25 protein-coding genes are annotated in these 25,033 nt (G+C 72.6%); 15 read left to right on the top strand and 10 right to left on the bottom strand.

Annotated features, from left to right (window positions below):
• Positions 1 to 84: 84 nt before the first annotated feature.
• Positions 85 to 1,014, bottom strand: a complete 930-nt coding sequence (locus ACIQGQ_RS01890; RefSeq protein ID WP_402390289.1) for a L,D-transpeptidase family protein — start codon at positions 1,012 to 1,014, stop codon at positions 85 to 87.
• A 220-nt stretch (positions 1,015 to 1,234) separates the two neighbouring features.
• On the opposite strand from ACIQGQ_RS01890, the gene ACIQGQ_RS01885 reads away from it, so the two are divergent.
• The 3 genes from ACIQGQ_RS01885 (at position 1,235) to leuE (ending at position 4,381) form a co-directional block, all read left to right on the top strand.
• Positions 1,235 to 2,815, top strand: coding sequence for a methylmalonyl-CoA mutase (locus ACIQGQ_RS01885; protein ID WP_402389447.1), 1,581 nt, complete (start codon positions 1,235 to 1,237; stop codon positions 2,813 to 2,815).
• A 96-nt stretch (positions 2,816 to 2,911) separates the two neighbouring features.
• Positions 2,912 to 3,610, top strand: coding sequence for a class I SAM-dependent methyltransferase (locus tag ACIQGQ_RS01880; protein WP_402389445.1), 699 nt, complete (start codon positions 2,912 to 2,914; stop codon positions 3,608 to 3,610).
• Positions 3,611 to 3,721: 111 nt separating this feature from the next.
• Complete coding sequence (gene leuE, locus ACIQGQ_RS01875) at positions 3,722 to 4,381, top strand: leucine efflux protein LeuE (RefSeq protein ID WP_402389442.1); 660 nt, start codon at positions 3,722 to 3,724, stop codon at positions 4,379 to 4,381.
• Here the strand turns inward: leuE and ACIQGQ_RS01870 are convergent.
• Positions 4,368 to 5,795: an FAD-dependent monooxygenase gene (locus ACIQGQ_RS01870; protein WP_402389440.1), complete on the bottom strand. Its 1,428-nt coding sequence runs from the start codon at positions 5,793 to 5,795 to the stop codon at positions 4,368 to 4,370. The two genes, leuE and ACIQGQ_RS01870, sit on opposite strands and share 14 nt — an antisense overlap.
• A gap of 38 nt (positions 5,796 to 5,833) precedes the next feature.
• Here ACIQGQ_RS01870 and ACIQGQ_RS01865 point away from each other — a divergent pair, with 38 nt between their 5' ends.
• From ACIQGQ_RS01865 to ACIQGQ_RS01850, 4 genes are all read left to right on the top strand, one after another.
• On the top strand, positions 5,834 to 6,478 hold the full coding sequence (locus ACIQGQ_RS01865) for a TetR/AcrR family transcriptional regulator C-terminal domain-containing protein (RefSeq protein WP_402389438.1): 645 nt from the start codon (positions 5,834 to 5,836) through the stop codon (positions 6,476 to 6,478).
• A gap of 270 nt (positions 6,479 to 6,748) precedes the next feature.
• Positions 6,749 to 8,266 carry a hypothetical protein gene (locus tag ACIQGQ_RS01860; protein WP_402389436.1) on the top strand — a complete coding sequence of 506 codons (1,518 nt, stop codon included), beginning with the start codon at positions 6,749 to 6,751 and terminating at the stop codon, positions 8,264 to 8,266.
• Complete coding sequence (locus ACIQGQ_RS01855; RefSeq protein ID WP_402389434.1) at positions 8,263 to 10,614, top strand: glycosyltransferase; 2,352 nt, start codon at positions 8,263 to 8,265, stop codon at positions 10,612 to 10,614. The genes ACIQGQ_RS01860 and ACIQGQ_RS01855 overlap by 4 nt, the downstream gene beginning before the upstream one ends.
• Positions 10,615 to 10,870: 256 nt before the next feature.
• Positions 10,871 to 11,329, top strand: a complete 459-nt coding sequence (locus ACIQGQ_RS01850) for an NUDIX hydrolase (protein WP_402389431.1) — start codon at positions 10,871 to 10,873, stop codon at positions 11,327 to 11,329.
• Positions 11,330 to 11,400: 71 nt separating this feature from the next.
• Here ACIQGQ_RS01850 and ACIQGQ_RS01845 read toward each other — a convergent pair whose 3' ends face one another.
• The 3 genes from ACIQGQ_RS01845 to ACIQGQ_RS01835 form a co-directional block, all read right to left on the bottom strand.
• A complete protein-coding gene (locus tag ACIQGQ_RS01845) occupies positions 11,401 to 11,988 on the bottom strand; it encodes a TlpA family protein disulfide reductase (protein ID WP_402389429.1) in 588 nt (195 codons plus the stop codon).
• A 92-nt stretch (positions 11,989 to 12,080) separates the two neighbouring features.
• A complete protein-coding gene (locus tag ACIQGQ_RS01840) occupies positions 12,081 to 13,478 on the bottom strand; it encodes a polysialyltransferase family glycosyltransferase (protein WP_402389427.1) in 1,398 nt (465 codons plus the stop codon).
• Positions 13,475 to 14,455 carry a glycosyltransferase family 2 protein gene (locus ACIQGQ_RS01835; protein WP_402389425.1) on the bottom strand — a complete coding sequence of 327 codons (981 nt, stop codon included), beginning with the start codon at positions 14,453 to 14,455 and terminating at the stop codon, positions 13,475 to 13,477. Before ACIQGQ_RS01835 ends, ACIQGQ_RS01840 begins: the two co-directional genes overlap by 4 nt.
• 208 nt (positions 14,456 to 14,663) lie before the next feature.
• Here ACIQGQ_RS01835 and ACIQGQ_RS01830 point away from each other — a divergent pair, with 208 nt between their 5' ends.
• The 5 genes from ACIQGQ_RS01830 to ACIQGQ_RS01810 all read left to right on the top strand — a co-directional run bounded on the left by ACIQGQ_RS01830 (position 14,664) and on the right by ACIQGQ_RS01810 (position 19,766).
• A complete protein-coding gene (locus ACIQGQ_RS01830) occupies positions 14,664 to 16,016 on the top strand; it encodes a DUF6716 putative glycosyltransferase (protein ID WP_402389423.1) in 1,353 nt (450 codons plus the stop codon).
• 20 nt (positions 16,017 to 16,036) lie between these two features.
• Complete coding sequence (locus tag ACIQGQ_RS01825; RefSeq protein ID WP_402389421.1) at positions 16,037 to 17,272, top strand: cytidylyltransferase domain-containing protein; 1,236 nt, start codon at positions 16,037 to 16,039, stop codon at positions 17,270 to 17,272.
• A 50-nt stretch (positions 17,273 to 17,322) separates the two neighbouring features.
• Complete coding sequence (locus ACIQGQ_RS01820; RefSeq protein ID WP_352273507.1) at positions 17,323 to 18,255, top strand: N-acetylneuraminate synthase family protein; 933 nt, start codon at positions 17,323 to 17,325, stop codon at positions 18,253 to 18,255.
• A gap of 11 nt (positions 18,256 to 18,266) precedes the next feature.
• A complete protein-coding gene (locus ACIQGQ_RS01815) occupies positions 18,267 to 19,322 on the top strand; it encodes a hypothetical protein (protein ID WP_402389417.1) in 1,056 nt (351 codons plus the stop codon).
• Positions 19,323 to 19,442: 120 nt separating this feature from the next.
• Positions 19,443 to 19,766: a hypothetical protein gene (locus ACIQGQ_RS01810; protein WP_402389414.1), complete on the top strand. Its 324-nt coding sequence runs from the start codon at positions 19,443 to 19,445 to the stop codon at positions 19,764 to 19,766.
• 97 nt (positions 19,767 to 19,863) lie between these two features.
• Here the strand turns inward: ACIQGQ_RS01810 and ACIQGQ_RS01805 are convergent, their stop codons facing one another.
• A complete protein-coding gene (locus ACIQGQ_RS01805; protein WP_402389411.1) occupies positions 19,864 to 20,205 on the bottom strand; it encodes a hypothetical protein in 342 nt (113 codons plus the stop codon).
• A gap of 293 nt (positions 20,206 to 20,498) precedes the next feature.
• On the opposite strand from ACIQGQ_RS01805, the gene ACIQGQ_RS01800 reads away from it, so the two are divergent.
• Together ACIQGQ_RS01800 and ACIQGQ_RS01795 are read left to right on the top strand one after the other, a co-directional pair.
• On the top strand, positions 20,499 to 20,699 hold the full coding sequence (locus tag ACIQGQ_RS01800) for a hypothetical protein (protein WP_402389408.1): 201 nt from the start codon (positions 20,499 to 20,501) through the stop codon (positions 20,697 to 20,699).
• Positions 20,700 to 20,799: 100 nt separating this feature from the next.
• On the top strand, positions 20,800 to 21,498 hold the full coding sequence (locus tag ACIQGQ_RS01795; protein WP_402389406.1) for a nucleotidyltransferase domain-containing protein: 699 nt from the start codon (positions 20,800 to 20,802) through the stop codon (positions 21,496 to 21,498).
• A gap of 67 nt (positions 21,499 to 21,565) precedes the next feature.
• On the opposite strand, the gene ACIQGQ_RS01790 is transcribed toward ACIQGQ_RS01795, so the two are convergent.
• Positions 21,566 to 21,784, bottom strand: a complete 219-nt coding sequence (locus ACIQGQ_RS01790; RefSeq protein ID WP_402389404.1) for a hypothetical protein — start codon at positions 21,782 to 21,784, stop codon at positions 21,566 to 21,568.
• A gap of 196 nt (positions 21,785 to 21,980) precedes the next feature.
• Positions 21,981 to 22,445 carry a MarR family winged helix-turn-helix transcriptional regulator gene (locus ACIQGQ_RS01785; RefSeq protein WP_402389402.1) on the bottom strand — a complete coding sequence of 155 codons (465 nt, stop codon included), beginning with the start codon at positions 22,443 to 22,445 and terminating at the stop codon, positions 21,981 to 21,983.
• A 94-nt stretch (positions 22,446 to 22,539) separates the two neighbouring features.
• Here ACIQGQ_RS01785 and ACIQGQ_RS01780 point away from each other — a divergent pair, with 94 nt between their 5' ends.
• Entirely contained in the window at positions 22,540 to 23,010 is a 471-nt protein-coding gene (locus ACIQGQ_RS01780) for an SgcJ/EcaC family oxidoreductase (RefSeq protein ID WP_402389399.1), read from the top strand.
• A 15-nt stretch (positions 23,011 to 23,025) separates the two neighbouring features.
• Here the strand turns inward: ACIQGQ_RS01780 and ACIQGQ_RS01775 are convergent, their stop codons facing one another.
• Both ACIQGQ_RS01775 and ACIQGQ_RS01770 read right to left on the bottom strand, forming a co-directional pair.
• Positions 23,026 to 23,409 carry a peptidase inhibitor family I36 protein gene (locus ACIQGQ_RS01775; protein WP_402389396.1) on the bottom strand — a complete coding sequence of 128 codons (384 nt, stop codon included), beginning with the start codon at positions 23,407 to 23,409 and terminating at the stop codon, positions 23,026 to 23,028.
• Between the two features lie 147 nt (positions 23,410 to 23,556).
• On the bottom strand, positions 23,557 to 24,540 hold the full coding sequence (locus ACIQGQ_RS01770; protein WP_402389394.1) for an ArsR/SmtB family transcription factor: 984 nt from the start codon (positions 24,538 to 24,540) through the stop codon (positions 23,557 to 23,559).
• Between the last annotated feature and the right edge of the window lie 493 nt (positions 24,541 to 25,033).

Genomic DNA, 25,033 nt, shown 5'->3' with positions numbered 1-25,033 from the left:
GTACCTACGGCTCGGCGCACCCGGCGCGGGCGGGACGTGTTCCCCCTGTCCCGCCCGCGCCATCTCTCCGTCCGGCCGTCGTGGTCACCCGTAGACCACGACCTTGTCCCCGTTCTTCACCTGGTCGAAGAGCGCGGCGATCTTGGCCTTGTCCCGGACGTTGACGCAGCCGTGCGAGGCGCCGGCGTAGCCGCGGGCCGCGAAGTCCGCCGAGTAGTGCACCGCCTGGCCGCCGCTGAAGAACATCGCGTACGGCATGGCCGTGTGGTAGATCGTCGACACGTGGTCGCGGGACTTCCAGTAGACGGAGAAGGTCCCCTCGCGGGTCGGCGTGTACTGGGAGCCGAAGCGGACGTCCATCGACGAGACGACACGGCCGTCGATCATCCAGGAGAGCGTCCGGCTGTTCTTGCTGATGCACAGGACCCGGCCGGTCAGACAGCGCTTGTCCGGCTTGGCGACCGGCCGGGTGGTCGGCGGGTCCAGTTCGGTGGCGGTCGGCACACGGGTCATGTCGAGCAGCTTCCGCCAGGTGACGGTGTCGGTCCGGCCGGTGCGGACGAGGCCGCGCTTTCCCTGGAAGGAGCTGACCGAGGCGGCGGTGACGGAGCCGTAGTAGCCGGTCGGGTTGCGGTCGAAGTGGCCGATCTGCCGCAGCCTGGCCTGGAGTTCGCGCACCCGCTCGCCCCGGGACCCGTCGGCCATCAGCGTCTCGCCCTGCGGGTCGGGGGCGGGGGACGGCGACTCCGAGGCCTGCGGCACCTCGGAGACCTCCGGCGCCTCGGGTGAGGACGCGGCCGGGGTCGGGGTCGGTGGCACGGGCGGCTCGGCGTCCGGCGTGCCGGTGGCGGCGGACCGCGCCGGAGCCGGTGGCGCCGGTGCGGCCGCGTGCGGCTGCCCGACGGCCTGGGCCGTGCAGCCGGCCGTGGCGGCGGCGACGGTGAGCGCGGCGAGGACCGCCAGGGCCCCCGTACGGCCCGGTCCGCCGGGGCCCGCCGTTCCCGCCCGGGTCAGGACCGGACCTGCGATGTCCGTGGTGCCCGCGGTGCTCGAAGTGCCGGTGCTGCCAGTGCTGTCGGTGGTGCTGGTGGTGCGGTCCCTCATCTCTCTGCCCCCTGCGTCCGGTGTGTGTCCGGTGTCCCTGGTCGGATTCCCGCTCTGCCCGGTCGCCAAAGCCCGCGCATGATGGGACGGCGGGGATCGGCTTCAACGCTTTCGGCGGGAGGTACGGCGGATGACGCGTGGGACGGAGTCGGGGCTGCCCGTCGAACCGGTCTACGGGCCGGACGCGCTCGACGGCTGGGACCCCGGCGAGAAGCTGGGCGAACCCGGCACCTACCCCTTCACACGCGGCGTCTACCCCACGATGTATACCGGCCGCCCGTGGACGATGCGGCAATACGCCGGATTCGGTACCGCCGCGGAATCCAACGCCCGCTACCGGCAGCTGATCGCCGACGGCACCACCGGCCTCTCCGTCGCCTTCGACCTGCCCACCCAGATGGGCCACGACTCGGACGCGCCGATCGCGTCCGGCGAGGTCGGCAGGGTCGGGGTGGCGATCGACTCGATCGACGACATGCGGATCCTGTTCGACTCCATTCCGCTGGACCGGGTCTCCACGTCGATGACGATCAACGCCCCGGCCGCGCTCCTGCTGCTCCTCTACCAACTGGTCGCCGAGGAACAGGGCGTATCGGCGGCCGAGTTGACCGGCACCGTCCAGAACGACGTGCTCAAGGAGTACATCGCGCGCGGCACGTACATCTTCCCGCCGGGGCCCTCGCTGCGCCTGGTCGCCGACACCTTCCAGTACTGCCGGACCGAGATCCCGAAGTGGAACACCATCTCGATCTCCGGCTACCACATGGCCGAGGCCGGGGCCACGCCCGTGCAGGAGATCGCCTTCACCCTGGCCGACGCCATCGCGTACGTACGCACCGCCATCGCGGCCGGGATGGACGTCGACGACTTCGCGCCCCGGCTCTCCTTCTTCTTCGTCGCCCGTACGACGCTGCTGGAGGAGGTCGCCAAGTTCCGCGCGGCCCGCCGGATCTGGGCCCGGGTGATGAAGGAGGAGTTCGGCGCCCGGAACCCCCGGTCGCTGATGCTGCGCTTCCACACCCAGACCGCGGGCGTCCAGCTCACTGCCCAGCAGCCCGAGGTCAATCTGGTCCGGGTCGCCGTCCAGGGGCTGGCCGCGGTCCTCGGCGGCACCCAGTCGCTGCACACCAACGCCTTCGACGAGGCGATCGCCCTGCCCACCGAGAAGTCCGCCCGCCTCGCCCTGCGCACCCAGCAGGTCCTCGCGTACGAGACGGACGTCACCGCCACCGTCGACCCGTTCGCCGGTTCCTACGCCGTGGAGCGGATGACCGACGACATCGAGACCGCCGCCGTCGAGCTGATGGACCGGGTCGAGGCGATGGGCGGCGCGGTCCGCGCGATCGAACAGGGCTTCCAGAAGGGCGAGATCGAGCGCTCCGCGTACCGGGCGGCACTGGAGACCGAGAGCGCCGAGCGCGTCGTGGTCGGCGTCAACCGCTTCCGGCTCGACGCGGAGGAGCCCTACGCACCCCTCCGCGTCGACCCCGCGATCGAGGCCCGGCAGACCGCCCGCCTCGCCGAACTGCGCGCCGAACGCGACCGGGACGCGGTGGACGCCGCCCTGACCCGGCTGCGCACGGCCGCCGGGGGCGGCGACAACGTCCTGTACCCGATGAAGGACGCGCTCGCGGCCCGCGCGACGGTCGGCGAGGTCTGCGACGCGCTGCGTGAGGTGTGGGGCCGGTACGTGCCCGCGGACACCCTCTGAACGGGGAAGCGGACCCCTCGGACGAGGGGGCGTGCGCGGGCGTGCGGGTGGGATGTCCCGGAGCCGGCCCGCTCCCGGGCCGCGCGCGCCAGGATGATGCGGGTGACGCCCACCACCGCAGACCTCTGGTACCACTACGGCCGTGTCCGTGCCGAGCGGGACCGCACCGTGCCGGACACCTTTCGCTGGCTCTGGGGGCAGGGCGGCGGCCCCGGCTCCGAGATCCTCGGCGATCTGAGGGGCAAGGTCGTCGGCGACCTCGGCGCCGGAGCCGCCCGGAACGCCGCCCACCTCGCCGTCCGTCGGGCCCCCGCCCGGGTCGATGCCGTCGACGCCTCGCCCGCGCAGTGCGCCATGGCCGACGACCTGTTCGGCCGTCTCGCGCCGCGTCTGCGCGTCGTCCGGTCCGACGCGGTGGAGCACACGCGGACGGCGGCCGACACCTACGACGTGCTGTACAGCGTCTTCGGCGCGCTCGACTTCACCGATCCGTCCGAACTGCTCCCGGCAGCGGCGGCCGCGCTGCGTCCCGGAGGGAGGCTGGTCTTCTCCACGCTGGGCCACTACCCGGGCGGCGCACCCGCGCAACCCGACGCCGTACCCGCCGACATCCCGGCGAGGACCCCGGAGGGTGAGGAGACGACGATGCGCCGCTGGGTGCTCCAGGAGCATGTCTGGACGAAGCTGCTGGCCGCGTCCGGGTTCACCGGGATCGGCATCGACAGGCTGCCGCCGGACGACAGTACGGCTCGCGGCGCGGACACCCTGCTCGTGACCGCTGTCCGGCGCACCTGAAGCGGTCGGCGAGGTCGTGGGGCCGGTACGTCGTGCCCGCGGACACCCTCTGAACGGGGAACCGGACCCCTCGGACGAGGGGGCGTGCGCGGGCGTGCGACACTCCGTCCCATGCTGGGTGTCACCGACCTTCCGACCTACCTCGCCGGCCTGGCGCTGATCGTTCTGCTGCCCGGGCCGAACTCGCTGTACGTGCTCTCCGTCGCCGCCCGGCGCGGGGTGCGCACCGGGTACGCGGCGGCCGCCGGGGTGTGGACCGGGGACACCGTGCTGATGACGCTGTCCGCGCTCGGCGCCTCCTCGCTGCTGCGGACGACGCCGGTGCTCTTCGCCGTCGTCAAGTACGCCGGAGCGGCCTACCTCACCTGGCTGGCCATCGGCATGCTGCGCACCGCGCTGACCATGTGGCGCGAGCGGCACCGGCGGGCGGCCGAGCTGTCCGAGGAGGCGGGGGAGGAGACCGCGCCGACGGAGCGGCCCTACCGGCGGGCGCTCGTGGTCAGCCTCGTCAACCCGAAGGCGATCCTCTTCCTGATCTCCTTCTTCATCCAGTTCGTCGACCCCGCGTACGCCTACCCGGCGCTCTCCTTCCTGGTGCTGGGCACCCTGCTCCAGATCGCCAGCTTCCTCTACCTCTCGGCGCTGATCTTCGGCGGCACCCGGCTCGCCGCCGCCTTCCGCCGCCGTAGGCGCCTCTCGGCCGGGGCGACCTCGGCGGCCGGGCTGCTCTTCCTCGGGTTCGCGGCGAAGCTCTCGCTCAGCGGCGTGTGACCGCGGCGGGCCCGAACCGGGCCAGGTACGGCGCCAGCCCCGCGGCGTCCTCGCCGGCCCAGCCGACGTAGCCGTCCGGGCGGACCAGGAACAGGCCCTTCCCGTACGGCTCGCAGGCGTCCGTTCGGTGTACGCGGACCAGCTCCCCGTCCCCGACGGGGAGCGGGGCGTCCGTGCCGACGGCCAGCAGGGTGAAGTGCGGGCCCCGGAAGACGTCGAAGAGGCGCCGGCCGTCGGCGGCGGGGCCGTCCGGGGCGCGGTCCCCGGAGCGCAGGGCACCGGCCCGGCCGACCGACAGCGGCCCCTCCCGGTAGCCGAGGCCGAGCTGCTGGGCCTCGGCGCCGCGTTCCTGTTCGCCCCGGTGGATCCGGGTGGACAGGCCGAGCATGTCGGCGGCGACCGGGCGGCGCTCCCGCTCGTAGCTGTCGAGCAGCGACTCCGGCGCCCCGTTCCGCAGGACGAGGCCGAGCTTCCAGCCCAGGTTGTACGCGTCCTGCACGCTGGTGTTCAGGCCCTGGCCACCGGCGGGGGAGTGCACGTGCGCGGCGTCCCCCGCGAGGAAGACCCGGCCCTCGCGGAACCGCTCGGCCAGCGCGGCGCGCGGCCGGAAGTCGGAGGACCAGAGGACCTCGGTGACGTCCCCGGCCGAAAGGTGGGTACGGGCGGCGACCAGCGCGCGCACCCCCTCCGGCGACGTGTCGGGGGCGCCCTCCCGGAACCGGGCCGCCAGCTGGAAGTCCGCCGTGCCGGGCAGCGGGCAGAGCGTGAGGAAGCCCTGCTCCCCGTCGGTCGCGTGCCAGTTGAGCCGGTCCAGCGCGCCCTCGGCCAGCCGCACGTCGGCGACCAGCATCGGCGCCGGATCCACCTCCTCGCCGGCCATCGCGATCCCCAGCGCGCGCCGCACCGTGCTGCGCCCGCCGTCCGCCGCGACCAGGTACGAGGCCCGGACCGGACCCGTGGACAGCCGGGCGGTGACACCGTCCGCGTCCTGGTCGAGGCCGGTCAGCGCGGTGGAGAAGGCGACGTCACCGCCCAGCTCGCGCAGCCGGGCCAGGAGGATCTCCTGGGTGCGCCACTGCGGCATCATCCACGGCTCCCCGTACGGCTCGGACTCCGTCGGGGCGGCGCGGCGGAACCGGTCCTGCTCCCCCTGCCGCCGCCCGTCCCGCCAGACCATCACGGTCGGGGCCGGGCCGCCGTGCTCGCGCACCGCGTCGCCGACGCCGAGATCGTCCAGGACCTCCCGGGTGCGGGGCTGGATGCCCTTGCCGCGCGAGCCGGGGAAGAGCGTGGGCGCCTGCTCGACGACGAGGGCGTCCACACCGCGCCGGGCCAGGTCGCAGGCGAGGGCCAGACCGCAGGGCCCGGCGCCGACGATCAGGACCCCGGTTTCCTTAACGCTGTTAAGTTCCATGGTCCGGAGTGTCTGCTTAACGGTGTTAAATTGTCAAGGTGGGTACGTCGAAGATCGACCGGGAACGCGTGGCCGACACCGGGCTGCGGCTGCTGAACGAGGGGGGCCTCGACGGCCTCACCCTGCGCGCCATCGCCCGGGAGCTGGACGTCAAGGCGCCCGCGCTCTACTGGCACTTCAAGGACAAGCAGGCACTCCTCGACGAGATGGCCACGGTGATGTACCGCCGGATGCTCGCCGAGGACCTGCCGCACCCGGGCCCGGAGCGCTGGCAGGACCAGCTCGTCGCGTACAACACCGCCCTGCGCACCGCCCTGCTCCGCTACCGCGACGGGGCGAAGGTCTACAGCGGCGCCAGATTCACCGGGACCGACCACGCGGCCGGCCTCGAAACCCATCTGCGGACCATGGTCGACGCCGGGTTCGAGCTGGCCCAGGCCGTCCGGGCGAGCACCACCGCCTACGCGTACACGATGGGCTTCGTCACCGAGGAACAGGGCGTCCGGCCGATGCCGGACGAGCGGCGCGACGGCTTCGACATCGACGAGCGGGCCGCCCGGATGGCCGCGTACCCGCTCGCTGCGGCGGCCGGCGCCGAGATCTTCGCCCACTACGACGAACGCTTCGAGGACGGGCTGCGACTGATCGTCGCGGGCATCGAAGCACGCCGCGCAACGCACTGACAGGGCTCCGACCTGCGGGGTCGGTGCGCCGTTTCCCGTTCCGACAGGGCGAGTTCATCCGGAGGCCGTTCAGCTTTCCTAGCGTGGCCCGGAACCGATCCAGCGCGCCGCGCATCCGCCCGCCCGGGCCGGATGCGCCCCGGGGAGTGTCCGACGCATGCCTGCGGCGTCGCACTCGTTCGCCGGGCACCCCCTCGGCGTGCGCCCGGTGACGTGACCGTACGCCCGGACCGCCCCCTCCCCCCACGGGCACCAGACGCTTGGAGCGCCATGAGAGAAGCCCGCACCCGCCCGCCACGGCAGCGCGAGGCGGCCGACGCGGAGAGCGTCGCCGTCCGGCACGCCTCCGTCGACCCGACCGATGTGGAGGTGTGCCTGCGCGCCTGCGCCGCGCACAGCACCAAGCTGGTCGCGGGGCTCGACCGCCGGCGCACCGCCCTCGCCGAGGCACTGCGCCAGCTGCTCGCCACGTACGCCGCCCAGCCCGCCGCCGCACCCGCCCCGGCCGCCGCCTCCGCCCTCGCGCTGATCCGCCGCACCGGCAAGCCGGGCAGCGGCTCCGCGGCCCTCCCCGACGCCCTGGTCGACCCGCTGCTCGCGGTCGGCAACAAGGCCCTGGACTGCGGTTACGAGGACGAGCTGAAGCTCGCCCTGCGCATCGCCGACACCGTCCTCACCCAGCGCAAGGGCTCCCGGGCCGGCTGGCGGCTGCGGGCCAGGACGCTGGAGGCGATGGGCGCGGAGACCGCCGCCGTCGAGGCGTACGAGCGCTACCTCTCGTTCACCAAGGACGACGGCTTCGGCGTCGCCAACCGGGTCGCCGGGATCCGGGCCGGTGCCGAGCGCCAGGACGAGCTACTGCGCCGCCTGGAGCGCGACTGCCCGGCCGCCGCCGAGTACGCCGACCGGCCCGTCACCGAGTCCTGGGCCGAGGGCCTCGCCCGCCACGCCCGGGGCGACCTGGCCGGGGCCGAACCCCGGCTGGTCGGCGCCCTGCTCGCCCAGGAGCGTTCCGGCGCCCCGGTCCAGGAGATCCAGGAGGCCGCCGGCCAGTACCTGGCCCTCGCCCTGGCGACGGCCGGCACGGACCCGGCGGCCACCACCCGGATCACCGCGCTCGCCGGCCTCTACGCCGAACAGCGCCGCAACCGGATGCGCGGCCCGGTCCCGGACCCCACCTTCGGCGGTGTGAAGTGGACCACCGTCGGTGAGTTCCGCAACCGGATCGCCGGGAAGACGATCTGCCTGATAGCCAACTCGCAGCGCGTCGGCACCAGTTCGATGGGCCAGGAGATCGACGGCTACGACCTGGTCGTCCGCTTCAACTCGTACCGGATCGACCCGGCCGCCACCGGGCGGCGCACCGACATCCACGCCACCATCCACAAGCACGGCTTCAACTGGGACCAGAAGGTGCACACCCGGCTGGTCTTCGGCGGACTCGCCAACGACTGGAAGCACTCCCTGCGCAACCGCCTGGTCCCCGGCGCCCAGGAGTACCTGGGCGACGAATCGCTGCGCTGGCCGCTGCGCGACCTCGGCCGGGTCGGCACCGACGTCTGGCCCGCCATCCCCACCAGCGGCTTCAACATGCTGTGGCTCCTGGACCACCTCGACGTCAGCAGCCGGATCGACCTGATCGGCTTCGACTTCTACGAGAGCGGCGCCTACCGCCTGGCCGACGCGATGAAGATGCCCATCACCTCCGTGCACGAATACACCAGCGAGAAGGCGTGGGTCATGGAACGCGCCCAGGACGTCACCGACATGAGGATCCGACTGCGATGACGACGACCGCCACACCCCCGTCCGCGGCGGCCCTCCCCGCGCCGGCCGCGACCGCCAACCCGCTCACCGGCAAGCGCAAGGTCGCCTTCGCCAGCTTCGTCGACGAGAACTACCTCCCCGGCTTCCTCGCCCTGCTGCGCAGCCTGGCCCTGTCCAACCCGAACGTCTGCGAGGACTTCCTCGTCCTGCACGACGGACTGCGCCCGGCCTCCGTCGCGCAGATCCGGGCCCTGCACCCGCGCGTCGACTTCCGCCGCGTGGACGCCGACCACTACGACTCCTACGCCAAGGGCGACCAGGACAACTACCTGGTCCGCAAGGCGTACTTCATCCTCGACATCTTCAAGGTCCGCGACTACGACACCGTGATCACCCTGGACACCGACATGGTGGTCCTCGGCGACCTCGGCGAACTGCTCGCCCTGCGCGACGGACTGGCCGCCGTACCGCAGTTCTTCTACGGGCAGCACAAGCTCAACAGCGGACTCCTCGTCATCCAGCGGGAGTTCCTGAGTGACGCGTTCTGCGCCCGGATCGACGAGGTCGGCCGGGCCGGCACGTACGAGCTGGACAAGCACGACCAGGGCATCCTCAACGCCGTGCTCGACGGTGACTTCGTCCAGCTCGACTCCCGCTACAACTTCGTCAAGCGGCGCCTCTCCGGCGACCTCCCGGTCCCCGGGTCCACCGCGATCCTGCACTTCACCGGGCGCCACAAGCCCTGGCAGGGCGGCGAGGCCGGGTACGGCGAGGCGGAGGCCCGCTGGCGCGACTTCGAGCTGTCCGACGCCGACTTCCACGCCGCCTACCTGGAGCTGCCCGGCGCCAAGCACCACGACCTGCTGGTCCACTACGGCACCCCGCACGTGGCCCGCACCGGCTCGGCCGAGGCCGCCCGCAAGGTCGCCGCCGCCCACATCGCGGCCGGCGAGTACCAGGAGGCCGCCGACCTGCTGGGCCGGATCACCATCCCGGTCGACGAGTCCTGGCCGCACGAGGTGCTCGGCCACGCCCTGATGAGCGTCTCCCGCTACGAGGAGGCCCGCGCCCGGCTGCTGCTCGCCACCGCCGCCCCCAACCGGGCCGCGACCGCCTTCGCCCGGCTCGCCCAGATCTCCTGGATCCACGGCGACGACGAGGAGGCCGCCGCGTACGCCCTCAAGGGCCTCTCCGTCGACCCCACGCACCGCGGCAACCGCCTGATGCACCTGCGCACCGCGGACGTCACCCCGCCCGTGGAGGGCCCCGCCGCCGACCAGCTCGCCCATGTCGCCTTCTACATGGAGCGCCAGGGCAACGCCGGGGACAAGCTGCTGCCGGAGAGCGTCCGGCTGGCCTTCGGCCGGGATACCGGCCCGAAGCGCTGGCACTCCGTCCACGCCCACCGGCTCTTCGACGAGGCCGCCCTGGAGCGGGTCAACGAGCGCCGGGGCCTGGTCATCGGCGGCGGCGGCCTCTTCATCCCGGACACCGCGCCCAACGGCAACAGCGGCTGGCAGTGGAACGTCCCCGAGAAGCTGCTCGACCGGATCGACGTACCGGTCATGGTGTACGCGGTCGGCTTCAACGCCTTCGACGGCCAGGCCTACGGGCACGGCCGCGAGGCCTTCCTCTCCAGCCTGCGCACCCTCGTCGAGCGGGCCTCGTTCTTCGGGCTGCGCAACCACGGCTCCATCGAGAAGGTCCGCGCGCTGCTGCCCGCCCGGCTCCACGACAAGGTGCGCTTCCAGCCCTGCCCGACCACGGTCACCCGGCAGCTGGTCGACGGCTGGACCGACCCGGACCGGCGCGAGGACACCGTGCTGGTCAACGCCGCGTACGACCGGGCCGGGCTCCGCTTCGGCCACGACTACGACCACTTCCTGCGCGAGATGGCGACCGCGGTGCGCGGGCTCGGCGAACACGCCGAGGTCAAGTGCGTCGCCCACTCGCTGGACGACGAGCGGATCGCCTTCGACCTGCGGCGCGAGCACGGGATCTCGCTGCCGGTGATCCCGATGTACGACTTCGACAACGACGCGATCCGGGACACCTACGCCCGGACGAAGCTGGTCGTCGGGATGCGCGGGCACGCCGGGATGATCCCGTTCGGCTGCGGGACGCCGATCATCAGCCTGATCTCGCACCCGAAGATGGCGTACTTCCTCGCCGACATCGACCGCCCCGAGTGGGGCATCTCCGTCCACGACCGGCACCTCGGCGCCCGGCTCGTGGAGCGGGCCGCCGGACTCCTCGACGACCACGCGGCGACCGTCGCCGACGTCCACGCCCGCCAGCGGGAGCTGTGGAAGGTCACCGAGGCCAACGCGGCCGACCTGCGGGTCATCCTCGGCGGCGCCGCCTTCTGACGGCACGGGGGACGGGGGACGGGGGCGGGGCGGGACGTGTGTCGTCCGGCCCCGCCCCTCGTGCCAGGCCGCGCGGTCGACCCGCCCGGCTACGCTGACCACCGGAGTCCGGCCGCCGACAGCTTCGTCAACCCCGGCGTGTGCACGGCAGCACGGTGAAGCTTCCGGTGTGGCACCGCGACCAGGATCTCCGCCTCGCAGATTCGTACACCGCGGCCGTCATCAAGGTCGCCGCACACCACAAGGAACTCGTGAAGTGAACGGACCCGTCGACGCCGCCCTACTGGGCGAGCTCCTGCACGCCGCCGACGCCGACGGCATCACCAAGCACGTCGTCGGCGCCGTCGTCCCCGACGGGGAGGGCAGGGTGTTGCTGCTGCACCGCGCCGCCGACGACTACCTCGGCGGTCTGTGGGAGCTTCCTTCCGGCGGCGTCGACGCGGACGAGACCCTGACGGAGGCCCTTCGCCGCGAAGTCGCCGAGGAGACCGGACTGGCGGTCACCGAGGTCGAGACCTACCTCGGGCATTTCGACTACCTCTCCAGGAGCGGCAAGAAGACCCGCCAGTTCAACTTCATCACCGCCACGACCCATGAGAGCGACACGGTCAGGCTCACCGAGCACGACGCGCACCTGTGGGCCGACCGCACGGAGCAGGAGCGGGTCTCCGGCGCCGTGCGGTCCGTTCTGGCCACCTGGCGCGAGAAAGCGTGAGGGATCGATCGGACGGGCTCACGCCGACCGCGAACCCGCCCCTTCGTCCGTCAGGCCGGGAAGCGCGCCCGTCACTCGGCGAGGAGCGGATCGAGCATCTTCCGCAGCCGTTCCTCGTCGGTGCCTCCGATGATCCGCCCGGCGATCCTGCCCTTCCTGTCGACGAAGACCGTGGTCGGGATGGTCTGAACGTTCAGGGTTCCTCTGGGAAACCTCAGCAGGAGCTTGCCCGCGGGGTCGCGCAGGCTCGGGTACGGGATGCCGTGGTTCTTCTCGAAGGCCAGCGCGGGACCGGTCCGTGCGTCGCGTGTGTTGATACCGATGAACCGCACACCGTCGTCGGCCAGATCGTTCGAGACCCTGACGAGGTGATCGGCCTCGGCGCGGCACGGACCGCACCAGGAGCCCCAGACGTTGACGACCAGGATCCTTCCCCGGTAGTCGGCCGTGTCCAGGGCCTTGCCGTCCAGGGTCTCGCCGTCGAGCCCCGGGAACGCCGGCCGGTCGGCCTCCCGCACCGGGACCGTCCCGGCATCGGCAGCGGGGCGATCGGCGGCGGAGCCGCCCGAACCGGAGGTCCCGCCCGAACCGCACGCGGACAGGACCATCACCGCGACCGCGGCGAACAGAACGGATCGGCTGCGGCTGGGGACGGTCATCCGCCGAGTCTGGCACACCGGTTGCGGGCATCCGGAGACCGTCCGACGCGCCGGTACGCGGGCGGCCCCGCCCCCTCGTCCGTCCGGTCTCCTCAGCGGCGCACCACCCGCCGCCGCACCGTGCGGGCCACCCGGCGCACCATCGCGTTGCGGGGGAGGAAGGCGAGCTGGGCCGGGACCGCGCCCGGGAGGGCCAGTGAGGTCAGCCGCCTGCGCTTGAAGTACCGCCAGGTCGCGTCCGAGAGGTGGGCGGCCAGGTAGCGTTCGGCGGCCGGGCGGAGCTCCGGGTAGATCTTCGGCTGCATCGCGAAGCCGACCGCGGTGATCAGCTCGGTCAGCCCGTCCGGGGTGTCGTCCGCCGGTCCGTCGCCCGCCGCGGCCCGCTCGACGGCTGCCCGGTCCGTCACCTCCGGGACCAGCGCGTCCACCAGCGTGACCGGCACCCGGTTGCTGTTCTCGTACGGGGCCAGCCGGTCCAGCAGCAGCTCCGTACCGACCCGGGCCACCGGCAGCCCGTAGAACGCGGAGGCGGTCAGCAGCGCCGTCGAGAAGCAGCCCACCACCAGCGCGGGCCGCATCCGCAGGTACAGCACCTCGGCCAGGACGGGTGCGGGCAGCACCTCCTCGTCCAGGACCGTCAGTTCGGCACCGAGCCGGCCCGCCTCCTCGCGGAGCGCGTCCGACCACTGCGCCGGGGCCGTCGGGTGCGGCTTGAAGACCAGCCGGGTGTGGCCGAGAGCGACCGCGCCTCGCATCATCCGCAGGTGCAGTCCCTCCTCCTCGGCCGCGCTGATCAGCCCCAGCGCCGAGAGGTACTGGCCGAGCAGAAGCGCGGGCCCCGGCCCGTCCGGCAGCCCGGTCCCGGTGCCGTACCCGGCCCCCGGGGCGTCCGCCAGCTCGGCGAGCACCTTCCGGAACGCCTCGGTCGGCACGATCTGCGGCGCCACCCCGAACTCGGTGAGCAGCAGCGGCCGCAGCCCCGGCACCAGGTCCAGGTGGAGCAGCCGGCGTACCCGGGTGCCGATCAGCGGATCGAGCTTGTTGCGGGTGGGGCCGTAGCTCATCAGCCCGTCCGCGTACACGTCGAGCGGGGCACCGGTGAAGATCTGCGCGACCGCCTGTGCCGGGTTGACCTGGATCGACTCCACCGCCAGCTCGACCCGGTCCTCGCCCAGCCCCCAGGCGAGGCGCAGATGGCGTTCCCACAGCGGTACGTCGTCGGGGCGCGGCTCCCAGCCGCCCGGGTGGAACGGGGCGATCGTGGTGTTCCACGACACCACGTCGTCGAAGCGGCCGCGCAGCGCGTCGAAGCCCGGCATCGTGTCGAGGGCGGGGGTCGTCTCCGGCACGGCCGCGTTGTTCGCGACGAGCAGGACGCGTCGGTCGGCGTCCGGGAAGCAGCCCGCGTCGAGCGCGGCGGCCAGGGTGGCGGTGCCGTAGAGCGTGGAGGCGAGGAAGATCTGGGTGGTACGGGACCGGGAGGCGTTCACGCGGCCGTCACCTCCTTGCCGGCCGGGCGGCGCCGCAGCCGGCGCAGCAGGGTGGCGCGTTCCACGTCCATCGAGTCGAGGGCCTCGTCGAGCACCTGCTGCGGCATGCGCCTCAGCGCCTCCCCGCTCATCGATTTCAGCGTGCGGGCCACGGCGGGTTCGAACCTTTCGATCGAGCTCACATGGTGGAAAATGATCGCGCAATACGTGCGGACCGCTTTCGGGAGAAGCGATTTCGCGTCACGGTCCTCGGCGGTTTCCCGGACGACCTGGTCGAATGAGCGGATGAAATCCAACTGGCGTACGTCGCCGATCTGCGTGAGCGAGGAGGCGACACCCCGCCGGTAGAAAATCCCGAGGAGTCCGAGGACCGCGAAGGAATCCGCCTCGCGGTGCAGCCGCCAGATCCACGGGCGGTCCTCCGCGGTGCGCAGCCCGTCCGTGAAATGCAGCAGCCCGCGGTCCAGCAGGCGCCGGTGGTACAGCCCGGCCCAGGCGTACGGGTAGTCGACCGAGGTGGTCCGCGCGGCGGGCAGGATCGCCTCCCTCGGGTCCATCACCTCGTCGCGCCGGCCGTGCGGGACCCGGTGCACCGTGCGGGTGCGGGACTCGACCTGGACATGGTCCGTCCGTACGAAGTCGCAGCCCAACTCCTCGGTTCTGGCGAGGAGTTCGGCGTAGTAGCCGGGGGCGGTCCAGTCGTCGCCGTCCAGGAACGCGAGGTACTCGCCGCGTGCCGCGTCCAGACCGGTGTTGCGGGCGGTGGCCAGCCCGCCGTTGTGCTCGTGTCTGCGGACGACCACCCCCTCGATCTCGTCCTCGGCGCGGCGCAGGACGTCCGCGGTCCCGTCGGTCGAACAGTCGTCGACCAGGATGAATTCGAAGTCCTCGCGGGCATTCGCCCGAAGACTTCGCAAAGTGTCGGGGGCGTATGCCCGCACGTTGTAGAACGGCACGATGACCGAGAGCTTAACCACCCCGCCACGCTAGGAGCGGGCCCGTCATTTGCCCTGACCCCGGGAAGGACGACGGGTGAACGACGAATGTCGGAATGATGAACCGGGCCGGAGCGGGGGGATCGGTGCCCTCTTTGCGAGGGCGATTCGCCGAGCGTCGTCGGGCTGTTAACCAGCTGTTGCCGTGACGTTGGGCCGCGAATCGAAATGGCTTCCTAGCGTCTGGGACGTGCCCCCACGTACCGAAAAGACGACCGCCCTCCGGGTAGCCGTGCTCGCCGACTCCGACACCCGGTGGAAATGGGGCGCGCTCACCGCGCGCCGCCTCACTGCGGGCGACCCGGCGCGGCGCGTCGAGATCAGCGGACTGCTGCTGCGCGGCCGGGCCACCCCGACCCCGCGCCAGCTCGCCGAGGTCGGCGACGTCGGCATCGAGACCGCCCGGGTGCGCGAGGTGACGGCCGTCGAGTTCCTGCACACCGTGCGGGACGAGGGGTACGACGTCGTCGTCCTGGCACTCGTCGGCGGCGGCGTCCAGGCGATGCTGCACGGCCTCGCCGCCCTGCGGCTGGAGTCCCGGCCGGCCGTCGTCACCGGCTACGTCGGCGTCGTCTACGAGAAGCTCGCCGACGGGCTGCTGCTGCGGCACGGCGCGGACATCGTCCTGGCCAACTCCCGCCACGACGCGGACCGCTTCCGCGCCGTGTACGAAGGGGTCGGCGCCGACGCCTCGGCCGTCACCGAGGCCGCCCTGCCCTTCCTCGGCGGTGCCCCGCACACCCCCGAGCCCGGCCGCGACACCGTCGTCTTCGCCGCCCAGCCCTCCGTGCCGGCCTCCCGCGCGGACCGCACGTACCTGCTGCGCCGGCTCGTCGAGCACGCCAGGCTGCACCCGAACCGCGAGGTCCTGCTCAAGCTGCGCTCCAAGCCCGGCGAGCACACCACGCACATCGAGGAACTCCCGTACCAGCGGCTCGCCGAGAGGCTGCCCGGCGGCCTCCCGCCCAACTTCCGCCTGGTCTACGGGCACATGGGCGAGGTCCTGGACCGCACCGACCTCCTGGTCACCGTCTCCTCGACCGCAGCCCTGGAGTCCCTGCACCGGCGGATCCCGACCGCGGTCCTCACCGACCTCGGCGTCCGCGAGGCCCTGGGCAACCACCACTTCGTCGGCTCCGGCCTGCTCACCTCCTGGGACCACCTCGACGGCGGCCTGCGCCCCGAGCCCGACCCCGGGTGGCTGGCCGGCCAGGGCGTCGCCGCCGACGGCACGTACGCCGCCGCCTACGACCACGCCCGCGCCCGCGTCGACGCCCTGCTCGCCGCCGGACCGCTGCCCGCCCTCGCGCCCTACTACACGCCCGCCACCGCCCCCGGCTACCTCCCCGGCATCCTCGCCCGCCACCACCTCGCCCCCGACGGCCACCCGCTGCCGGGCGCCGGACGGCCGCGCGAGACCGGGCGGGTGCGCGGCGCGGTCCGCGAGGCGGTCCGCGAGGCGGTCCGGGAAGCGGCGCGCGGCGCCTACCGGCAGGGCGTCCAGCGGGTCGCCCCGGTGATCCGACGGATGGGCGAGCTGTGAACACCACCTCAGGAGCAGAGATGACCCCGACCCCCACCGTGCTCGCCGTGATCCCCGCCCGCGGCGGATCCAAGGGCGTACCGGCCAAGAACCTCGCCCAGGTCGGCGGCGTACCGCTGGTCGCCCGCGCGGTGCGCGCCTGCCTCGCCTCCCGCGAGGTCACCGACGTCGTCGTCACCACCGACGACGCGGCCATCGCCGACGCCGCCCGCGCCGCCGGGGACGCGTCCGCCACCCCCGCCCGGCTGCACGTCTTCCAGCGCCCCGCCGCCATCGCCGGGGACAGGGCGAGCAGCGAGGACGCGGTGCTCCACGCGCTGGACGCCTACGAGGCCGACGGCGACCGGAGGGCCGACGTGGTGCTGCTCGTCCAGTGCACCAGCCCCTTCGTCCAGCCCGGGGACATCGACGGGGTGGCCGCCGCGGTCGCCCGGGACGGCGCGGACACCGCCGTCACCGTCGCCCCCTTCCACGGCTTCCTCTGGCGCGACGGCAGCGCCATCGAGGAGGACAACTACGGGGTCAACCACGACAAGTCCGTACGGCAGATGCGCCAGGACCGCCCCGAGGACCTCCTGGAGACGGGCGCCGCGTACGCCATGGACGTCCAGGGCTTCCGCACCCATCGCCACCGCTTCTTCGGCCACACCGCCCTGGTCCGCACCGACGCCGCCCGGGTCCTGGAGATCGACGACCCGCACGACCTCGACCGCGCCCGCGCCCTGGCCCCGCTGCTCGACCCGGCCCCGCTGCCCACCCTCGACGACGTCGACGCGGTCGTCCTCGACTTCGACGGCACCCAGACCGACGACCGGGTGTTCATCGACTCCGACGGCCGCGAGACCGTCGCCGTCCACCGGGGCGACGGCCTCGGCATCGCCGCCCTGCGCAGGACCGGACTGCCGCTGCTGATCCTCTCCACCGAGCAGAACCCGGTCGTCGCCGCCCGCGCCCACAAGCTCCGCATCCCGGTCCTGCACGGCATCGACCGCAAGGACCTGGCACTCAAGCAGTGGTGCGACGAACACTCCGTCGCCCCCGAACGTGTCCTCTACGTCGGCAACGACGTCAACGACCTGCCCTGCTTCGCGCTGGCCGGCTGGCCCGTCGCGGTCGCCAGCGCCCACGACTCGGTCCGGGCGGCCGCCCGCGCCGTCACGACCACCCCCGGCGGCTCCGGCGCCATCCGCGAGATCGCGGCCTGGCTGCTCGGCCCCACCCTCACGACCACCACGACCGCCAAGTCCCCCGAGTGACCAGGGCCTCCCACCCCCGGCACATCGTCCCAGCTAAGGAAACACATCTCATGAGCACCTCCCGCCTGCGTACCTTCGGCACCCGCACCGCCGGCCCCGGCCACCGCGTCTACATCACCGGTGAGATCGGCATCAACCACAACGGCGACCTCGGCAACGCCCTCGCCCTGATCGACATCGCCGCCGAAGCCGGCTGCGACGCCGTCAAGTTCCAGAAGCGCACCCCGGAGATCTGCACCCCGCGCGACCAGTGGGACATCGAGCGCGACACCCCCTGGGGCCGGATGACGTACATCGACTACCGCCACCGCGTCGAGTTCGGCGAGGAGGAGTACCGCGCCATCTCCGAGCACTGCGCCGAGCGCGGCATCGACTGGTTCGCCTCCCCGTGGGACACCGAGGCCGTCGCCTTCCTGGAGAAGTTCGACGTCCCCGCCCACAAGGTCGCCTCCGCCTCGCTCACCGACGACGAGCTGCTGCGCGCCCTGCGCGCCACCGGCCGCACGATCATCCTCTCCACCGGCATGTCCACCCCGAAGCAGATCCGCCACGCCGTCGAGGTGCTCGGCTCGGACAACATCCTGCTCTGCCACGCCACGTCGACGTACCCGGCCAAGGCCGAGGAGCTGAACCTGCGGGTCATCAACACCCTCCAGCAGGAGTACCCCAACGTCCCGATCGGCTACAGCGGCCACGAGACCGGCCTCCAGACCACCCTCGCCGCCGTCGCCCTCGGCGCCACCTTCGTCGAGCGCCACATCACCCTCGACCGCGCCATGTGGGGCTCCGACCAGGCCGCCTCCGTCGAGCCGCAGGGCCTGACCCGCCTGGTCCGCGACATCCGCACCATCGAGCAGTCGCTCGGCGACGGCGTCAAGAAGGTGTACGAGTCCGAGCTCGGCCCGATGAAGAAGCTCCGCCGGGTCACCGGCGTCGTCGCCGAGAGCGAGGCGGCCCCGGCCGCCGAGCCGGTCGCGGTCTGACGGGCCGACCGGTGAACCTCGCCCTCGTCGAGAGCCCGGTCCAGCTCCTGAACGTCCTGGAGTGGGCCTACGCAGAGGGAGGCGACGACCGGGTCCTCACCGACATCACGGTCGTCGTCCTCCCCCCGGTCGACCCGATGTCGCGCGGCCAGCTGCGCCGGATGGCGGAGCTGGCCCGCGACGAGGGCATCACCGTCCGCTGGCAGGAGGCGCGCGGCGGAGCGGGCGCCCCGCTGAAGAGCCTGCGCGACCTGTCCGGACTCGTCCGCCAAGCGCGGCACGTCGTGATCGGCGACCCGTTCTCCCGGTACGTGCAGCTGCTGCTCACCCTGGTCCGGGCCCGCCACCTCACCGTGGTCGACGACGGCACGGCCACCATGGAGTTCGTCGCCCAGCTCGCACGCGGCGAACGCCTGGTGCGCTGGCACCGCAAGGGCAGCAAGGGCCCGCGCGAACTGGTCCTGGCCCCGGTCACCGCCCGCGCCCGCAGCCGCTTCACCCCGTCCGCCGACCGTACGGTCGAGGTCTTCACGGCCATGCCGGTCGAGGCCCCGCCCGGTGTGACCGTCACCTCCAACACCTTCGCCTGGACCCGGGCCCGCTTCGGCCCGCCACGGCTGACCAGGGGCGCCGACCTGGTGGGCACCTCGCTGGTCGAGACGGGCGTCGTCGACCAGGACCGCTACCTGGAGGCGGTGGCCGCCCTGGCCCGCACCCACCAGGCCACCCGCTACTTCGCCCACCGCCGCGAATCCACCGACAAGCTCCACGCCCTGGAGGCCGCCACCGGACTGGAGATCGTCCGTCCCGACCTCCCCCTGGAACTCATCGCCCGCCGCGGCCCCATCGGCCGCACGGTCCTCAGCTTCCCCTCCACCGTCGTCCACACCCTCCCCCTGGCCCTCGCCGGAACCGAGGTGAAGGTCGCCGTCTGCGACATCGCCCCCGAATGGCTCCGCGACACCGCCTCCCCGCGCGCCCACGGCTTCCTCTCCGGCGTCACCGAGACCGCCCGCGACGTCCAGCGCCTGGCCCCGTGGCGCGCCACGGCGGTGACCGAGGCGTAACCCGCACCACACACCCCCGGCCCGCCCACCCACCGGAACCCCGGGGGTGGGCCCGGTCGTATCTTCGGGGCAGCACCAACGGGCGACGCCGCACCGCGTCGCCGCCGCAAGGGGAGTTCCGTGATCGTCGTATTCGTCGTCTCCGCCGTCATCGCCGTGGGCTTCGTCGGCTACCTGGCCACCCTCTTCAAGCGCGACCACGACGTCCGGTGGAACGGCCGGGACGTCCAGGCCCTGGTGGAGGACGTCCGCCACATCGGCACCAACGACGCCGGAAGCTTCGAGATCGCGTACCGCCTCTCCTGGCAGGAGGACGGCGGGAGGAAGACCGTGGAAGGCCGCGACACCATCCCGGCCCGCCGCTTCCCCCTGCTCCGGCCGGGCCACGAGACCGCCATCAGATACCTGGACGACCGGAAGATCATGTTCGTTTTCGACGCGTAGGAGACAGCTCGGAGACAGGTGTCCGCGGAAGCCCGCATGGCGGGGCGAGGGATCGGTGCGCCTGGGACTGGTGACGTCCAGGCGCACCGCTGACGACTCAGCCGGAGACGCCGACAACCTTCAGGTTGATGGGCCAGGCGTTGGTGCCGCAATTCAGGACCGAAGCTGCCTCGGTGGCACCCTTACGCCATCCCTTGCTGCCTCGGTACGGCCCGTTCACACGGCCGGCGCTGGTGCAGTCGGCCTGCACATACCATGATCCATTCCCGCTGTTGCACCATGCGACGGCGGAATTCGCGTTTTCGTGACTGACGTAGGCACTGCAGCCGGTGGGCTGGATCGCCGCTTCGGCGGCGGGTGCGAGGCCCAAGGTGACGCCAGAGGCCAGCAGGGCGGCGGCGGAAGCTATTACTCCGGTCTTCGCACGGGACTTGTTCATGACAATTCCTCCTCTTCGGTGAGGCCGGTGAGCCTGCGGACATGCTTGCAGCGGAGGCGGTCAGCGCCATCGGCCCCCGGGGTGATGCGTGATTCCCTCGCCGGGAGGTTGAGCGGCTTGGTGGCGAGTGGTACCGCTGTTGCGAGGGTTTCCGGTGCCTGTGTCCGAGGTGATCTGGAAGAGGCGGGACCGGAACACTGACCATAAGGGCGGTGAGGGCGAACATCGCTGGGTTCACTCATGCGGGGACGAGGCCGACGTGCTTGTTGGGCAAGGGAAGCGCGACCTGTTGCTTGCCCAGTGCCGGCACCACGGGAGATCACCTGGCCCTCGTGCACTCGGCCTCCTTCGGTGACGTGGCGCTCCATGTCAACGGCGTCGAGAGCGCCCGCCTGCCTTGGGTCAACACCTGGGACCTCAGCACTACCGCACTCCGGGTCGGCCGCACGCTGAACGGCGACATCTCCAGCGCCTGGGAGGCGAGTTCAAGCTGAATCATGGTTTCCTGCCTACCCCGGCCCGGCGCCACCGGCCTCGCGCACCCGGGAACACCCGCCCACTCCGCAGGACCGAGGCGGAACGTACGCTGCGATCATGGACGACCCCGTGCTCACCGCCCGCGACCTGGTGCGGGACCGCTTTCCCGCCGCCCGGGCGGCCTTCCTCGCCGGCAGCGTGCTGACCAACCGCCGTACGCCCACGTCCGACCTGGACATCGTGGTCCTCCTGGACGGGCCGCCCGCCCCCATCCGGGAGAACCTGATGTATGGCGGCTGGCCGGTTGAGCTGTTCGTGCAGACGGAGGCCACCTGGCGCGGTTTCGCCGACCAGGAGACCGCGAAGCGGAATTCGCCGCTGCTCGCCATGTGTGCCGACGGCATGCTCCTGGTGGACACGGACGGGCTGGGCGCCTCGCTCCAGGACGAGGCGCGAAAGCGTTTGGCCGCGGGCCCGCCGCCGCTCTCGGACCGTGAGCGTGACTATCAGCGGTACATCCTGACCGACCTGCTCGACGACCTGCGTGGCTGCGCGGACCCTGCGGAGCAGGTGTACTTGGTCGCGCACATGCTCCAGCGTGCCTCGGAGCTGGTCCTGCTGGTCGGCGGCCACTGGCTCGGCGGCGGCAAGTGGTTGTCGCGGCGGCTGGCCGCGGCCGACCCCGAGGCGCACCGCGCGTTGTCCGAAGCCGCCGTGCGGGCGATCGCCGGGGACGCGAAGGTCTTCACCGAGGCCGTGGCAGAGGTGCTGGACCGGTGCGGCGGCCCCCTGTGGGACGAGTACGCCATCCGGTGAGCCGGCCGGGCGCGGTCACGCCACCACCGCGGCTCCGTTCCGAGCGGGTGGCCGCGTGGCTGAGCGGTCACGGGGGCGGCCCCTTCGAGCCGATGAGGATTCCGATCAGTCCGCCGACGACTGCGCCGAGCCACGGACCGAGATAGGCAAGAGCGGGGATGTCGGTGATCCAGGTACGGACGATCACGGCGATCAGACCGAGCAGAGTCGACTGCGCGATCAGATAGACCAAGATCTTTCGTCGTGTGGTCCAGCCCCGCACCCGCTCTGCGAGTTCCTGCCTCATCGAGTCCCCTGACCATCGGAACGGCGTGGACGACGGTAGGGCCCGCGGAACACCGGCGACGCGTCCCGACCCGATCCGCCGGGACCGGTCCGCCGAACCCGCGAGTGGTTGTCCGGCCGCATACCGGCCGGCCCTGCCACCGGGCATGGGGCGGTCGGCGACGGCCGCTCGTGCTCCGAGGGCCGCGCGGCCGCCCTCACTGCCCGCGTCGGCCGTTGACCTCCGTCGTGGCCTCCCGGTACGCGTCGGTGGCGCGGGTGAAGTAGTCGAAGAGGACGGCGCGTTGCTCGGGGGAGTAGCCCTCGATGATGGCGCCGATCCGCTCGCGGGCCGGGGTCATGGCCTCGTCCAGGTTGCCGGGGCGGGTGGTGGGTTCGACGACGACCTTGCGGCGGTCGTGGGGGTCGGCGCCGCGGTGTACGTAGCCGGCCTGCTCCAGGCGGTCGATCAGGCGGGTGGTCGGGCCCGTGGTCAGGCCGGTGCGGCGGCCCAGTTCGCCCGGGGTCATGGCGCCGTCCAGGGCCAGGATGTTGAGCGCGTACAGATCGGTGGCCCCCAGGCCGACCGCCTTGGCCCCGGCGTGGCCGTGCAGCAGTACGGCGCTGAGGTACCGCCGGTAGACGGCCCCGGCGTCCTCGGGCATCGGCTCGGACGTTGACACGCGATCCACCCCTCCCTAATCTCTTCCTCAGGGAAGAGAAATCCTCTGTGAAGTTAATTCCTGGGGGAAGTTATCACGAGAGGTAGTGGACCGCATGGACGCCCAGCCCGTCAGCCGCGCCGACACCGAAGCCGCCGTCATCGCCCTTCTGGACCGCCTCACCGCTGCCTGGAACGCGGGGGACGGGGCCGCCTACGGCGCCGAGTTCACCGCCGACGCCACGTACATCACCTACGTCGGCACCCTCTACACCGGCGCGGCCGAGATCGGCGCCGCGCACCAGGACCTGTTCGGCGGCCTCCTCAAGGGCACCCGGCTGGCGAGCGAGACCGTGGACATCCGCCGCACCGGGCCCGGCACCGCCCTGGCCGTCACCCGGGGCGACGTCCACAAGGGCGCCCGGCCCGGCCGGCTCGGCAAGATCCAGACGTACGCCCTGGTCCGAGGGGTGGCGGGGGAGTGGAAGGTCGCGGCGTTCCAGAACACCAGGCACCGGCCCCTCCTGGAGAGGCTCTCCTTCCGGGCCCGGCCCGCCACCAGGCCCGCGCCCCGCCCCGCCGCCTGACGCGGATCGGACGGATCAGACGCAGTTGACCCACTTGTTGGACTTGATGGTGCGGATCTCGGGCCCGGTCAGCTTGGAGCCCCGCTTGATGACGCCGCTGTTGCCCTTGTAGTTCTTCTCCGAGAACCACTTGAAGTCGCAGTTCCTGCCGTGCTGGTAGCGGGACTTGAACTTCTGGAAGATCGGGTAGACGGTCAGGTCCGCGTTGTTGCCCGCGATCTGCGCCTTCGTGCCGGTGTAGTTCTCCCCGGTCCAGACGCAGTACCAGCCCTCCCCGCAGTCCGATGCCGCCGTCGGTGCGACCTCCGCCGCCCCGGCCGCGCCCGCGCCCCCGGCCAGCAGGCCGCCGGTCAGCGCGATGCCTCCGGCGACGGCCGCGAACTTCCTCGTCGTACACATGAGTTGCCCCCTTCGTGCGGGCCGCGCCCCTCGCCCCGGCATTCCCCCCGGGCGGGCGGCCCGTTGTCGTGGGACCACGATGACGCGGGCGTCCGCGGCCCCGACAGGACATTCGACGGTGTTCCAAAGAGGCAGCTCACGAGCGGGCTACGCGGCCCGGCGGGGCGGGCGCAGCAGTGCAGCCCCGGCCGGGGTCACCGTGTGCAGCACCGTGTTCGCGTACCGCCTGCTGTCGACCAGCCCCGCGTTCCGCAGTACGGAGGCGTGGTGGGTGGCGGTGGCCGGGGAGACGCCCAGGGCGCGGGCCAGCTCCGAGGTGGTGGCGCCGAGGACGACGGTGCGCAGGGCGGCGGCGCGGGTCCGGCCCAGCAGCGCGCCGAGCGACGCGTCGTGGGGGAGTGCGGGGCCGGGGTCCCTGGTGCGGTGCAGCGGGTAGAGCAGGGTCGGGCCGAGCCCCGGATCGGCGAAGGCGACCGCCCGGTGCCAGCAGAAGTACGAGGGGACCAGGCGCAGTCCGCGCCCCTCCAGGCGCAGGTCGCGGTCGTCCACGTAGTCGACCTCCAGCACCGGGGGCCGCCAGCGCATGCCCGGCTTCAGGCCGGTCAGCAGGCCGTCGAGGCCGTCGTCGAGGACGGCCCGGCCGAGGACCGCCCGTTCGCCGTCGATCCTCGCCCGGATCCGGTCGTGGTGCGGTGCGATCACCGCCGAGTGGTACGCGCGCAGGGTGCCCACCAGCTCCTCCCTCGCCCGCCGCTCCGCCAGCCGGGCCGCCCAGGGAGGCGCCCCGACGACCCGGTCCAGGATCTCCACCTCCCGCCGGACCCGGTCCGGCGGAGTGTCGAGGATCGCCGCGCACCCCGCGTCCAGCCCCTCCTCGGCCTCCGGCGGGGTGAGGAAGTCCGGGAAGTAGCTCGCCCTGGGCAGGACCTGGAGCAGGCCCTTGCGGACGGCGGCACCGAGCGGGGTGCCGGTCAGCTTCGGCCGGGCGGCGCGATGCCACTCGGCGAAGGCCCAGCGGCCCCGCGCGCTCTGGAGCCGATGAAGGCTGAAAGCGATCTCCCACAACGGATCGGGTGTCCGCGCGATCCGGACGCGGGTCAGGTCCTCGGCGGTGAAATGAATACGCAGCATTCTGGTGCCCCCCGGGTGCCGGCGCACCCCTCCCCCCTGGTGGGGCGGCCGTACGAAAAAGATCCCGGCCCTCCGCGGGAGAGTCAAAGGGCAGTAAAGTCGGTGGGTTTGGGCGTGGCGGGATCGTGACTGCGCCCCCGTACCCGGGGGGTGAGAGGTGGCGGCTCCGTCCCAGGTGGGTGCCGCCCCGCCCGGCCCGTCGCGGGGCGTGGGGGCGGGAGAGCGATGGTTTTGCGCCGATCTCACCGGTGGTGTTCGGGTCGGTGTGTCGCCCGGGTGCCCGGGGGCGCCGGACCTCTCGCGCGGTCCAGGGGGCCCGGCGCGGCCCATGGTTCCCGGGCTCGGTGAATGTGCCGCCGGAATACCCCGATGCCCCGGGGGCGTGCGCCCCCCTGGGGCGTCGGCGGAGTGTACCCACACTCCGGGCGGGCCACCCGTCGCCACGCCCTCCCTCGTTCCCCTAAGTGGCTGAACTTTTGCTGTTTCGAAGACA

This window comes from Streptomyces sp. NPDC092952, from assembly GCF_044754785.1.
In the GTDB taxonomy this organism is placed as follows: Bacteria; Actinomycetota; Actinomycetes; order Streptomycetales; family Streptomycetaceae; genus Streptomyces.
Note: the sequence above shows the minus strand (reverse complement) of the source record. Positions and strands in the feature narration are given on the sequence as shown.